Below are 12233 nucleotides of genomic sequence, written 5' to 3'. Positions count from 1 at the left end.
GGGCGCCGCCGCACATCACCCCGGCTGCAAGCGGTTGCGGCGCGTGCCCTGCCTCACAGCTGCTGCTGCACCTGGGCCAGCGCGGCCGGATCTTCCATGGTGCTGAGGTCGCCAGGGTCGCGCCCCTCGGCCACGGCCTGCATGGCACGGCGCAGCAGCTTGCCGCTGCGCGTCTTGGGCAACGCACTGACGAAGACCACGCGCGAGGGCCGGGCCACGGCGCCCAGGCGCGCATCGACCAGCTTCATCACGTCGGCCTCCAGCGCCGCGCGCTCGGCCTCGCCTTCCAGCGCCGTGCGCGGCACGGCAAAGGCCAGCGCCGCCTGGCCCTTGAGCGCATCGGCCACGCCGACCACGGCGACTTCGGCCACCTGGGGGTGGGCGGAGATGCATTCCTCGATCTCGCGCGTGCCAAGGCGGTGGCCGGCCACGTTGATCACGTCGTCGGTACGGCCCAGGATGAAGAAGTAGCCGTCCTCGTCGCGTATGCCCCAGTCGAAAGTGCTGTAGATCATGCGGCCCGGAATGCTCTTCCAGTAGGTGTTGATGAAGCGCTGGTCGTCTCGCCAGACGGTCTGCATGCAGCCCGGTGGCAGCGGCCCTTCGATGGCCAGCACGCCCTTTTGCCCGGCGCCGAGCAGTTCCTCGCCCGTGGCCTCGTCGATCAGCTTGACGTCATAGCCATAGACGGCCTTGCCCGGGCTGCCGAAGCGCGTGGTCTGCTGCTCCACGCCGTTGCACAGCGTGAGGATGGGCCAGCCGGTCTCGGTCTGCCAGTAGTTGTCGATGATGGGCTTGCCCAGGGCCTGGCTGATCCACTGCGCCGTGGGCTCGTCCAGCGGCTCGCCGGCCAGCCACAGCGCCTTGAGGCTGGAGATATCGTGGCGGTGCAGGTACTCGGCATCGTGCTTCTTGAGCACGCGGATGGCCGTGGGCGCCGAGAACATGTGGGTGACCCGGTACTTCTCCACGATGCTCCACCAGATGCCCGCGTCGGGGCGTATGGGCAGGCCCTCGTAGAGCACGGTGGCCATGCCCGCGATCAGGGGCCCATAGATGATGTAGCTGTGCCCCACGACCCAGCCGATGTCGCTGGTGCAGAAAAAGGTCTGGCCCGCCTCGGCCCCGAAGATCAGCGGCATGCTGGCGGCAAGCGCCACCGTGTAGCCGCCCGTGTCGCGCTGCACGCCCTTGGGGCGCCCCGTGGTGCCGCTGGTGTAGAGCGTGTAGCTGGGGTCGGTGGATTCCACCCAGGTGCAGGCGACCTGGGCGTCGGCGTGCAGCGCACGCAGGCTGGTCCAGTCGTGGTCGCGGCCGGCGCGCATGGGCGCAGGCGCCAGGCCACGGTCCACGATGAGCACGGCCGCTGGCTTGTGGCTGGCCAGTTGCAGGGCCTCGTCCAGCAAAGGCTTGTAGGCCACGACGCGCCCGCCGCGCGAGCCCGCGTCGGCACTGATGATGACCTTGGGCTCGGCATCGTCGATGCGCGAGGCCAGCGCCGCCGACGCAAAGCCGCCGAACACCACCGAATGGATGGCACCCAGCCGCGCACAGGCCAGCATGGCAAAGGCCGCCTCGGCAATCATGGGCATGTAGATCTGGACGCGGTCGCCCTTTTGCACGCCCAGCGACTGCAGCACGGCGGCCATGCGCTGCACCTCGGCATGCAGTTCGCGGTAGGTATAGACCTTCTCGGTGCCGGTCTCGGTGGAGATGGCGATCAGCGCATTCTGGTCGGCGCGCTCGGCCAGGTGCCGGTCCACGGCGTTGTGGCAAAGATTGGTCTGGCCGCCCACGAACCACCTGGCGAACGGCGGGTTGTCATAGTCGCAGATGCGCTGGGGCGGCACATGCCAGTCGATGCGGCCGGCCTGCTCGGCCCAGAAGGCATCGCGCTCCTGGATGGAGCGGCGGTGGAAATCGTCGAAACGCGGGGCCATTGTCTGTCTCCTGTCGTTGTCATGGATTGGCGGCTTCTGAATTCATAATTATTCATAATGCGCTTGCCCAAAGCTGACAAATCCTGCACAGCGACCCGGGCCGGCCCCCTCCGTCCCATTCGTCTTTCATGGCCCCGCCTTGCGACGGGCGTAAAAAAAGGCGCCGTGCAGGCGCCTCGACGAAAACCATCGCTTCAGCCGCTTACTTGACCAGGGCCAGCAGATCCTTGAAGGCCGGGTGCTCGCAGCTGCGCAGCCACTCGAAGGCCACCATCTCCGTGGTCACCAGTTCGGCACCCGCGCCGGCCAGGCGATCGAAGGCAGCATCGCGGTTGCGCTCGGTGCGCGAGCTGCAGGCATCGGTGACGACCCAGACGTCGAACTCGTCTTCCAGCAGTTCCAGCGCCGTCTGCAGCAGGCAGACATGGGCTTCGCAGCCGGCAATCACCACCATGCTGCGCTCGGGCGCCTGCTGCTGGGGCTTTTGCAGGTGCTTGGGCAGGCTGCGCGCATTGCCGCCCTGGGGACGTGCAGGCGGACGCAGCCACTCGCCCAGTCCTTCGGACACGGCGCTGAAATGCATCTTGGACAGTGTCCTGTCGCACAGCGCGCGCAATTGGGCATCGTTGGCACCCAGGCGCGAGGGGTTCTGTTCGGTGCCGAACACCGGCACTTCCACCAGATGCGCCAGACGAGCCAGTTTCACGGCATTGGCCAGGACTGCCGGGCCCTCGAAGATGGCCGGCATCAGGCGCTCCTGGTAATCGACGAGTACAAGCTGGGAGTCGGAGGCTTCAAGCAGCATGGCGGATCTTTCTTGGAATACGAGGCGGCGCGCGCCGCCCTTCTTATCGGAAAACAGGACAGCCCGCTATTGTCGCAGCTTGGGGGCCATCACCGCCGGGCGCCGGCGATTCCTGAGGTGGCTCAAAAACCCGGGCCTTCGGGGGTCTTATCGAATTTGTCCTACGTTTTTGCGTGGTAATCTCGCGCCCCATGTCCCGATGGCTTATCGCACTCCTGTTCGTCAGCGCCACTGCACACGCGGCCCCGCCCGAGATGCGTGACGACGATATGAACCAGCTGCTGGTCAACCGCAGCCTCATCTCGCAGCTGCGCGAAGCCCGCCACCACATGGCGGAGCGCACTTCCGACTTCGTCAAGGAAGCACGACAAAGCGTCGCCGAAAAGACCTCCGACCTGGTCGTGACCGCCATGGGCTTCATCGGCGTTCCCTACCGTCGCGGCGGCAACAGTGCCGAGACCGGCTTCGACTGCAGCGGCTTTGTCCGTGCCATCTACTCCGAGACCCTGGGCAAGGTCCTGCCGCGTCGCGCTGACCAGCAGGCACAGGCCACGGAAAAAATCGACAAGAACGAACTCAAGCCCGGCGATCTGGTGTTCTTCAACACCATGCGCCGCGCCTTCAGCCACGTCGGCATCTATGTCGGCGACGGCAACTTCATTCATGCCCCCCGCACCGGTGCACAGGTGCGCGTGGAAAGCATGCAAAGCGCCTACTGGGCCCGCCGCTTCGATGGCGCCCGTCGCGTGCAGGACTCCGACGGCCTGGGCCTGGATGCCAGCAAGGCTGCCTTGGCCATGCAGATGCAGGCAAGCCAGCTGCAGTAACCACGGCGGGCTGTCTGCCCTCCCCCAGTCCAGGCGCCTGCAGATGCAGGCGTTTTGTTTTTCAGGGCACTGCACTGCCTTCGTCCCAGGTTGAGACGCTGTCCGACAGGGCCGGCATGCGCCGGGCCCTAGAGTCGCGGCATGGAAGCTTCAGTTCGGAGAAAAGCATGATGTCCTTGATTGGCACCCTCATCGTTGGCCTGGTCGTTGGCCTGCTGGCGCGCGCACTCAAACCCGGCGACGACAGCCTTGGCTGGATCATGACCATCCTGCTTGGTGTGGCAGGATCGTTTCTTGCCAGCTATGTCGGTGTCGCCATGGGCTGGTATGAAGCCGGACAGCCCGCTGGCTGGATCGCCTCCATCGTTGGCGCCATCGTCATCCTCTTCATCTACAGCCTGGTGCGCAGCAAGAGCGCACGCTGACCGCACCGGCGCCAGCCGCCTCCTCCAGCTGGCGCATTCTCCTGATCGACATCTGCCCCGGACCCACTGGCACGCATGATCTTTCGCACATCGGACAAGACCCCTCCCCCTCCACCACCGCGCCACGATGTGGCGCAGGCCGCAGAGAGCGCGCGCAAGCTGCTGCACCGGCGTGCGCTGGTGGGAGCCGCAGCCAGCAGCCTGCCGATCCCGGGGCTGGACTGGCTGGTTGACGCAGCCCTGCTGGCGCGCCTGCTGCCGCGCATCAACCGTGAGTTCGGCCTCACGCCCGAACAGCTGGACAGGCTGGACCCCGGCAAGCGCGAGCAGGTGCAAAAGGCCGTGGCCATGGTCGGCTCGGTACTGATCGGCAAGCTGATCACGCGCGACATGGTGGTGCGCCTGGCACGCGCTGCCGGCATGCGCATGACGGCAACCCAAGCGGCAAAGTACGTGCCGCTGGCCGGCCAGGCTGCAGCGGCCGCCCTGGGCTACGCCACGCTGCGCTACCTGGGAGAGCGCCACATCCAGGACTGCATTCGCGTGGTCGAGCAGGCGGAGCTCGACATTCCCTCGCATCTGCCCACGCAGCTGGAACGCACGGCCCGCAAGGTCGAGCAGACCGGCAAGCAATTGCATGAGCACGGCAAAGGCAGAGACAAGGGCGAGGGTGAGGGCGAGCCCGGGGCCGAGCCATCCGGCAAGCGCCCGCGCTTTTGGCGCCAGCCGGACCGCGGCCCCTGGGGCCGCTCCCAGTAAATGGCGATCAGCCCAGGTCCGAGGCGCGGTGGCGCTCCGGCACCTGGGTGGCCTCGTCTCCCCAGGTGCGATTGACGCGGCGGCCGCGCACCACCGCCGGCCGTTGGGCAATCTCGCGGGCCCAGCGCATCACATGCGTGTACTCATGGGCCGCCAGGAACTCGGCCGCGCCGTACACCTCGTTGAGCACCAGTGCGCCATACCAGGGCCAGATGGCGATGTCGGCAATGCTGTAGTGCTCTCCCGCAATGAAGGCGTGCTCGGCCAGCTGGCGATTGAGCACGTCCAGCTGGCGCTTGGTTTCCATGGTGAACCGGTTGATCGGGTACTCGAACTTTTCGGGAGCATAGGCATAGAAATGACCGAAGCCGCCGCCCAGGTAAGGCGCCGATCCCATCTGCCAGAACAGCCAGTTCAGCGTCTCGGTGCGTGCAGCGGGCTCGGCAGGCAGCAGCGCGCCAAACTTCTCGGCCAGGTACAGCAGGATGGAGCCCGACTCGAACACGCGCACCGGCGGCTCCACGCTGCGGTCCACCAGCGCGGGAATCTTGGAATTGGGGTTGACCTCGACAAAGCCGCTGGAGAACTGGTCGCCATCGCTGATGCGGATCAGCCAGGCGTCGTACTCGGCGCCGCCATGGCCCAGCGCCAGCAGCTCCTCCAGCATGATGGTGACCTTCACGCCGTTGGGCGTGGCCAGCGAATACAGCTGCAGAGGCTGCTGCCCCACCGGCAGTGTCTTGTCGTGGGTCGGCCCGGCGACCGGGCGGTTGATGTTGGCGAAGGTGCCGCCCGAGGGCGCAGGCTGCCATACGGCGGGCGGGACATAGGTGGAGCGGTCGGACATGCAGGATTCCTGTGGTTCGCGGGCATGGGAAAGGCGCCCGGCTGAAGGCCATTGTCCAGCCCCTGACACACTCCTGCCGCCGCGCGCAGAACGCCGCCACGGCGTCCGGGGATTTGCCACAATCGTTGCATGACTGCAGCCCCCACACCCTCCGCCCGCCAGTTCTGGCTCATGAAGAACGAGCCCGACGAATACTCCATAGACCATGCGCTGGCCGCGCCGCAGGCCACCATTGCCTGGGACGGGGTGCGCAACTACCAGGCGCGCAACTTCATGCGTGATGCCATGCAGGTCGGCGACGGGGTGCTGTACTGGCATTCCAGCTGTGCCGAGCCCGGTATCTACGGCATCGCCCGCATTGCCGGCAATCTGCGCACCGACGCCTCGCAGTTCGACCCGGCCAGCCCGTACTACGATCCCAAGTCTTCTCCCGACAAGCCGCGCTGGCTCACGCTGGACGTGCAGGCGCTGCGCAAGACACGCACGCTGCAGATTGCCGAGCTGCGCGCGCATCCTGAACTGGCGCAGATGCGTGTGCTGCAAAAGGGCAATCGGTTGTCGATCACGCCGGTCACGCCCGAGGAATGGAGCTTCATCGAAGGCCTGCTCAGGCACGGCTGAACACGCCTCGCACGGGCTGCTTTCTTACAAGCAAGAAGCCTCTTTCCTGCACTCCTGCCCTGCATCGGCCGCTATGCTTTTGGGCATTTGCGAACCTGGATTTCGCAAGCTGGAGGGACCATCTTCGTGCGCTGGCGAAAATCAAAAGCAAAAACAACCACTGGACCACTCAAGAGCGGCATGGCCGCGGCGCCAGGCCGCCTGCGGCTGGCGCTGCGCGATGCCATCGCCGCCTCGCTGGGCGCCATGCTGGCCTGGGAACTGTCCCACTACCTGCTGGGCCACCCCAGACCCGTCTTTGCCGCCGTCACCGCCCTGGTCTGCCTGGCGCCCGGCCTGCCCAGCCATCTCAAGCAAACCTGGGGCCTGGTGCTGGGCTGCGCCATCGGCATCATCGTCGGCGAACTGGCCTGGCTGCTGCCCGACACCATTCCCCTGCTGCGACTGAGCCTGGCCTCGTTGGTCGCGCTGTCGCTGGCCGCCATGCTGGGGCAGCCGCCTGTGGTTCCGATACAGGCTGGCGTTTCCGTGGTGCTGGTCCTCAGCATGGGGCCCAGCGCGGCGGGCGAAACCCGGCTGGTCGACGTGCTGGTCGGCGCAGGCGTGGGCCTGATGTTCAGCCAGGTCATCTTCACGGCCAATCCGCTGCGTGCCGTATCACGTTCGGCAAGCGCGTTGCTGGGCCAGCTGGCCGACGGGCTGGACGCCACGCTGCGTGCCACCGCCACCCACGACACACCCGACGCCACTGTGGCACTGGGCCAGCTCACGCGCAGCAGCGATGCGCTGAGCGCGCTGCGCACCGCCCTGGCGGAGGCGCAAAGCGCCAGCCGCTGGTCCGTGCGCGGACGCCTGGGTGGCGCGGCACTGCAGACCGTCACGGCGCGCTACGACCGCCATGCCGTGCGCCTGTACGCCAGCGCGCTGCTGCTGGGCGAAAGCCTGGTGCGCGGAATGTCGCATGACAGCGGCCTCATGCCGCGCGCCATCGTCCTGCACTGTGAATGGCTGATCGAAGCCTGCCGGCAACTGGCCGCCAATGGCAACGTGGTGGCCCTGCAGCCCGACGACGCCCTGGGCAGGTTGGCCGCCTCGGCCCCCCAGGCGCCCACCCAGCCGCTGCCTGAGGCCTGGCTGTCCGCGCTGGACCACGCACGACAGATGGAAGAGGCCCTGAAGGCGCTCACAGGTTCGCGCGACGCGTGATCAGGCGGCAGCGCGTTCGCGCTGCCTTGCAGGCGCCGCGCTGATGCGCGCAATGGCTCCGGCCAGCCACCAGCCGATGGCGCACATGGCCGCCGTCACCACCCAGGTCCACTGCCATCCGCCCGCCTGCACTGCCACGGCCGCCACCAGAGGCGGCCCTGCAAACTGGCCCACGCTGGACCATTGCTGCATGAAGCCCACCGTGGTCGAAACAGTGGACTCATCGGGGGCAAGCCGCACGGCCATGGAAAACAGCGTGCCCGGAATCAGTCCCCCCGCTGCCGAGAACACAACTACCGCAGCAAAGCGCAGCCACAAAGGTGCCAACGGCTGGCCTTGCCATTGCACATAGGCCAGCAGCGCGCACAACGCCATGCAGCCGAAGCCCAGGCGCAGCGCCCGCGAGGCGCTCCAGCCGCCTTGCAGCAGACGGCCCGATGCCACATTGCCCGCCATGTTGGCCAGCGCCACCACGGCCGTCAGCGTGCCCGACAACGCCGCTCCCAGGCCCGCCTCGGCATAGACCGTGGGAAGAAAGCCGATGACGGCCATCCACTGTCCCGAATACACGGCAAAGCCCAGCGCCACGCACCAGGGGCCAGGGCTGCGCAAAGTCAGCGCCAGGCGCGGACGCCACCCCCCGCCAGCCGCCGATGTACTAACGGGTGCCTTCGGGCCGTCTGCCGGCACGCCGTACCACACGGCGGCGCAAGCCAGGGCAGAGACCAGCCCCAGAAGCAGCCACCACAGCGGCCAGGAAGCCCAGGCCATCACCCAGGGACCCAGCAGCAAGCCGATGGCACTGCCCAGCGGCATGTAGGTGCCCCACCAGCCCATGCGCGCGCTCAGATCGTGCGGCGCCACGCACCGGCGAATCAGGCCTGGCCCCGGCATGGCGACCAGCAGAAAGCCCAGTCCTTCCACGGCGCGCAGGGCCAGCAACGGTGCAAAACCCGTGGCGATGGCGCCCAGGGCGCTGGCACCCGCCATCAACAGCAGGCCCGCCAGCATGCTGCGCCGCAGTCCCCAGCGGTCAGCCCCCAGGCCCACCACCAAGCCCAGCAGCATGCCGGCCACCTGCACGGTGGAAAGCAGAAAGCCGGCCTGCAGCAGGGACACGCCCAGCTGCTGCTGCAGCACCGGCACGGCCGGCGGCAGCTTGCCTACATGCAGGGCCGCGCTGACGCCGGCCATCACGACGATCCATGAGGGATGCACCCCCTGCCTTGTTGTTTCCATTGGATGCGGTTTCCTGGGGGCACATGCCGTGCGCCCTGTGGGTGATGTGTGAAGTATCGAAAGCATAGGCCAAGCGGCGCCCGCAAGCAGCGCCCCTGGCATCTGCCCACCAACCGGCTTGCGGCAGCGGGCATCGGCAGCGCATTCGACATAGCCCGTGGCACTGGAACGCCCAGGTGAGGCGCTCCAGCTGCGCGGCCAGGCATTTCCGCTGCCCCAGAAACAGCTTGGCCTGCGAGGCACCCCATGGCACCTCGCAGGCCTTGCATGCCGGACAGAGGCCGCATGCGCTGCGGCCTTTTGCCCGTCCTCCCCCACCGATTCCTGTCAGGCCTTCATGGCATCACAGCCTCAGCTTGGCACTGGCCAGCAACACACCGAAGCCCACCAACATGCCGCCAAAGGCCCGGTCTATCCAGTGCCGTACGGCCAGCAGCCGGGCACGGACCCGCTGCGCGGAAAAGCACAGCGCCACGATGCAAAACCAACCCACATGGGCCAGCGAGATGAACCCGCCGTACGCCAGTTGCGTGGCCAGCGATGTGTCCTGCCCCACGATCTGCAGGAACAGGCTCACCACAAACACCGTGGTCTTGGGATTGAGCGCATTCGTCAGAAAGCCCGTGCGCAGCGCCGCCATGTCGGACAGTACGGCAGCCGGGTGGCTGGCCATTTCTCCGTCCGGCCGGCTGCGCAGCATGGTCACGCCCAGATAGATCAGATAGGCTGCACCCAGCAGCTTGACCACATCGAACAGCCAGGTGGCCTGCTGCATCAGCAACCCCACCCCAAGCAAGGTATAGCTGACATGGACCAGCACGCCCAGACCTATGCCCAGCGCCGTGAGCATGCCCGCGCGGCGCGAGCGCAGCAGGCTGTTGCGCGTGACCATGGCGAAATCCGCCCCGGGGCTGATCACGGCCAGCAAGGTAATGGTGACTACAGCTATCCATTCGGTCATGCATTCTCCGTCCGACTCAGTGCAACGCGGGATAGTATTGGCCTTCCATGAAAATACATAACGATGTTTTCTGACACAGTTAGTGAACTCAATTCACAGACTCCCAGCAAGCGGCTGCCGTCGTTGCAGGCCCTGCGCTGCTTCGAAGCAGCCGCCCGACGGGAGAACTTCAGCAAGGCAGCTGAAGAGTTGCATCTGACCCACGGCGCCATCAGCCGGGCCGTGCGCCTGCTGGAAGACGATCTGGGCGTGACCCTGTTTGACCGCCGCAGCCGCCGCGTCTTCCTGACCGACGCTGGGCGCCATCTCGCACAGGCCGTGCATGAAGGCCTGGAGCGCATGCGCCAGGCGACGCAGGAGTTGCGCGCACGCGCGCGGCATGCGCGCCGCTGGGTGCTGTCCTGCGAACCCACCTTGCTGATGCGCTGGCTGATTCCACGCTGGCCACAGTTCCAGCAAATGCATCCCGAGCTGCAACTGCACCTGGTGGCCGGCGGCGGCCCGTTCTCGTTTGCGGACGGGATCGACCTGGCCATACGGCGCGACGATTTCGCCCTTCCCGCAGGCTGCCATGCCGAAACGCTGTTCGCAGAGCGCATAGGCCCGGTCTGCCGGCCCGATCGCCTGGCGCAATGGTGCGACCGCCACGCGCAAGAGCACACGCCCAGGCTGCGCGCCGATGCGCCCTTGCTGCAAAGCCGCACGCGCCCTGGCGCCTGGGCCACCTGGGCCGAGTACAGCGGCCAGCCCCAGCCCTCGGGACCGCAGCTGCAGTTCGAACATTTCTATTTCACGCTCCAGGCTGCCGTGGCCGGAATGGGCGTGGCCATAGGCCCCTGGCAACTGGTGCGCGACGACATTGCCAGCGGCGTGCTGGCGGCGCCCATGGGCTTTGTGGAGGATGGATCGCGCTATTGCCTGCTGTCCCCTGCCCCGCCTGCACCGAATGGCGTGCACGCGCAGTTGCTGCAGTGGCTGCGCTCCCAGACCTGAGCCGGCCTGCGACCCGTACTACCCCCCAAAGCACAAAGGCAGCCGAAGCTGCCTTTGTGTCCTTGCCCGTTCCGAAGGCCGGGCGTTGCGCTTACTTGCGCTGCGGCGGCAAGTCCGTGCAGGAGCCGTGCGCCACCTCAGCCGCCATGCCCAGGCTCTCGCCCAGCGTGGGGTGAGGATGGATGGTCTTGCCGATGTCCACGGCGTCGGCACCCATTTCAATGGCCAGCGCGATCTCGCCGATCATGTCGCCCGCATGCGTGCCGACGATGCCGCCGCCCAGGATGCGGCCATGGCCATGCGCCTCGGGGCTGTCGTCGAACAGCAGCTTGGTGACGCCTTCGTCGCGGCCATTGGCAATGGCGCGGCCCGATGCCGTCCAGGGGAAGACCCCCTTCTTGACCTTGATGCCCTGGGCCTTGGCCTGGTCCTCGGTCAGGCCCACCCACGCCACTTCCGGGTCGGTGTAGGCCACGCTGGGGATCACGCGGGCATTGAAGGCGCTGGCGGCCAGCTCCTTGTTGCCCTGCAGTTCACCGGCGATGACTTCGGCGGCCACATGGGCCTCGTGCACGGCCTTGTGCGCCAGCATGGGCTGGCCCACCACGTCGCCGATGGCGAAGATGTGGGGCACGTTGGTGCGCATCTGGATGTCGACTTCGATGAAACCGCGGTCCGTGACGGCCACGCCGGCCTTCTCGGCGGCGATCTTCTTGCCGTTGGGCGTGCGGCCCACGGCCTGCAGCACCAGGTCGTAGACCTGGGCCTCGGGCACGGTGACGCCGTCCTTGGCGGGCGCGAAGCTGACCTTGATGCCTTCGGGCGTGGCTTCGGCACCCACGGTCTTGGTGTTGACCATGATGTTGTCGAAGCGCGGCGCGTTCATCTTCTGCCAGACCTTGACCAGGTCGCGGTCGGCGCCCTGCATGAGGCCGTCCATCATCTCCACCACGTCCAGGCGTGCGCCCAGCGTGGAGTAGACGGTGCCCATTTCCAGGCCGATGATGCCGCCGCCCAGGATCAGCATGCGTTTGGGCACGCTGGCCAGGTCCAGCGCGCCGGTGGAGTCCACCACGCGCGGGTCCTTGGGCATGAAGGGCAGGTGCACGGCCTGGCTGCCGGCGGCAATGATGGCGCGCTTGAACTGCACGATCTTCTTGCTGCCGGTCTTTTCCTGGCCATCGCCCGTGGTCTCTTCCACTTCCAGGTGGTTGGCGCCGACGAAATTGCCGTAGCCGCGCACCACGGTGACCTTGCGCATCTTGGCCATCTGGCCCAGGCCACCGGTCAGCTTGCCGATGACCTTGTCCTTGTGGCCGCGCAGCTGGTCGATGTTGACCTCGGGCGCGCCGAACTTGACGCCTGCCACTTCCAGGTGCTTGACCTCGTCCACGACGGCCGCCACGTGCAGCAGCGCCTTCGAGGGAATGCAGCCCACGTTCAGGCAGACGCCGCCGAGGGTCTTGTAGCGCTCGACGATGACCACGTTCAGGCCCAGGTCGGCTGCGCGGAAGGCGGCAGAGTAGCCGCCAGGGCCACCGCCGAGCACGACCACGTCGCAGTCATAGTCGGCCACGCCACCCGCGTAGCTGGCTGCCGCAGGAACGCGG

General features: G+C 67.0%; 12 protein-coding genes. 6 read left to right on the top strand and 6 right to left on the bottom strand.

Going from position 1 to position 12233, the window contains the following annotated elements; translation table 11 throughout:
• Positions 1-53: 53 nt before the first annotated feature.
• Positions 54-1940: a propionate--CoA ligase gene (locus L995_RS23420; RefSeq protein WP_047473883.1), complete on the bottom strand. Its 1887-nt coding sequence runs from the start codon at positions 1938-1940 to the stop codon at positions 54-56.
• 202 nt (positions 1941-2142) lie between these two features.
• On the bottom strand, positions 2143-2745 hold the full coding sequence (locus L995_RS23415) for an isochorismatase family protein (RefSeq protein ID WP_016447096.1): 603 nt from the start codon (positions 2743-2745) through the stop codon (positions 2143-2145).
• A 191-nt stretch (positions 2746-2936) separates the two neighbouring features.
• Between L995_RS23415 and L995_RS23410 the strand changes: the two genes are divergently transcribed.
• The 3 genes from L995_RS23410 to L995_RS23400 all read left to right on the top strand — a co-directional run bounded on the left by L995_RS23410 (position 2937) and on the right by L995_RS23400 (position 4756).
• Entirely contained in the window at positions 2937-3572 is a 636-nt protein-coding gene (locus L995_RS23410) for a C40 family peptidase (RefSeq protein ID WP_047473882.1), read from the top strand.
• A gap of 167 nt (positions 3573-3739) precedes the next feature.
• A complete protein-coding gene (locus L995_RS23405) occupies positions 3740-3997 on the top strand; it encodes a GlsB/YeaQ/YmgE family stress response membrane protein (RefSeq protein ID WP_012205794.1) in 258 nt (85 codons plus the stop codon).
• Between the two features lie 75 nt (positions 3998-4072).
• The gene (locus L995_RS23400) at positions 4073-4756 is read left to right on the top strand and encodes a hypothetical protein (RefSeq protein ID WP_047473881.1); all 684 of its coding nucleotides are present in this window, start codon (positions 4073-4075) and stop codon (positions 4754-4756) included.
• Between the two features lie 7 nt (positions 4757-4763).
• Here the strand turns inward: L995_RS23400 and yghU are convergent, their stop codons facing one another.
• Complete coding sequence (gene yghU, locus L995_RS23395; protein ID WP_016447099.1) at positions 4764-5603, bottom strand: glutathione-dependent disulfide-bond oxidoreductase; 840 nt, start codon at positions 5601-5603, stop codon at positions 4764-4766.
• A 129-nt stretch (positions 5604-5732) separates the two neighbouring features.
• Between yghU and L995_RS23390 the strand changes: the two genes are divergently transcribed.
• Entirely contained in the window at positions 5733-6224 is a 492-nt protein-coding gene (locus L995_RS23390; protein WP_016447100.1) for an EVE domain-containing protein, read from the top strand.
• Positions 6225-6404: 180 nt separating this feature from the next.
• The gene (locus L995_RS23385) at positions 6405-7430 is read left to right on the top strand and encodes an FUSC family protein (RefSeq protein WP_047473880.1); all 1026 of its coding nucleotides are present in this window, start codon (positions 6405-6407) and stop codon (positions 7428-7430) included.
• Here L995_RS23385 and L995_RS23380 read toward each other — a convergent pair whose 3' ends face one another.
• Together L995_RS23380 and L995_RS23375 are read right to left on the bottom strand one after the other, a co-directional pair.
• Positions 7431-8669 (bottom strand): MFS transporter, encoded by a 1239-nt coding sequence (locus tag L995_RS23380; protein ID WP_047473879.1) that lies wholly within the window; start codon positions 8667-8669, stop codon positions 7431-7433. It lies immediately after the preceding gene.
• Positions 8670-9012: 343 nt separating this feature from the next.
• A complete protein-coding gene (locus L995_RS23375; RefSeq protein ID WP_047327341.1) occupies positions 9013-9630 on the bottom strand; it encodes a LysE family translocator in 618 nt (205 codons plus the stop codon).
• A gap of 63 nt (positions 9631-9693) precedes the next feature.
• On the opposite strand from L995_RS23375, the gene L995_RS23370 reads away from it, so the two are divergent.
• Positions 9694-10623: a LysR family transcriptional regulator gene (locus L995_RS23370; protein ID WP_047473878.1), complete on the top strand. Its 930-nt coding sequence runs from the start codon at positions 9694-9696 to the stop codon at positions 10621-10623.
• A 91-nt stretch (positions 10624-10714) separates the two neighbouring features.
• Here the strand turns inward: L995_RS23370 and lpdA are convergent.
• On the bottom strand, positions 10715-12233 hold a 1519-nt coding region (lpdA, locus tag L995_RS23365; RefSeq protein WP_047473877.1), incomplete at its 5' end, for a dihydrolipoyl dehydrogenase.

The organism is Delftia sp. ZNC0008 (assembly GCF_000799035.1).
Taxonomy (GTDB): domain Bacteria; phylum Pseudomonadota; class Gammaproteobacteria; order Burkholderiales; family Burkholderiaceae_C; genus Comamonas; species Comamonas tsuruhatensis.
The sequence above is the reverse complement of the archived record's forward strand: the minus strand, read 5'-3'. Positions and strand labels throughout refer to the sequence as shown.

Bases quoted from the DNA above. Each gene is read 5' to 3' on its own strand.
- L995_RS23380 (WP_047473879.1), bottom strand. From the start codon at position 8,669: ATGGAAACAACAAGGCAGGGGGTGCATCCCTCATGGATCGTCGTGATG.
- L995_RS23385 (WP_047473880.1), top strand. From the start codon at position 6,405: ATGGCCGCGGCGCCAGGCCGCCTGCGGCTGGCGCTGCGCGATGCCATC.
- L995_RS23410 (WP_047473882.1), top strand. From the start codon at position 2,937: ATGTCCCGATGGCTTATCGCACTCCTGTTCGTCAGCGCCACTGCACAC.
- L995_RS23420 (WP_047473883.1), bottom strand. From the start codon at position 1,940: ATGGCCCCGCGTTTCGACGATTTCCACCGCCGCTCCATCCAGGAGCGC.
- L995_RS23390 (WP_016447100.1), top strand. From the start codon at position 5,733: ATGACTGCAGCCCCCACACCCTCCGCCCGCCAGTTCTGGCTCATGAAG.
- L995_RS23375 (WP_047327341.1), bottom strand. From the start codon at position 9,630: ATGACCGAATGGATAGCTGTAGTCACCATTACCTTGCTGGCCGTGATC.
- L995_RS23405 (WP_012205794.1), top strand. From the start codon at position 3,740: ATGATGTCCTTGATTGGCACCCTCATCGTTGGCCTGGTCGTTGGCCTG.
- L995_RS23415 (WP_016447096.1), bottom strand. From the start codon at position 2,745: ATGCTGCTTGAAGCCTCCGACTCCCAGCTTGTACTCGTCGATTACCAG.
- L995_RS23370 (WP_047473878.1), top strand. From the start codon at position 9,694: ATGTTTTCTGACACAGTTAGTGAACTCAATTCACAGACTCCCAGCAAG.
- yghU (WP_016447099.1), bottom strand. From the start codon at position 5,603: ATGTCCGACCGCTCCACCTATGTCCCGCCCGCCGTATGGCAGCCTGCG.
- L995_RS23400 (WP_047473881.1), top strand. From the start codon at position 4,073: ATGATCTTTCGCACATCGGACAAGACCCCTCCCCCTCCACCACCGCGC.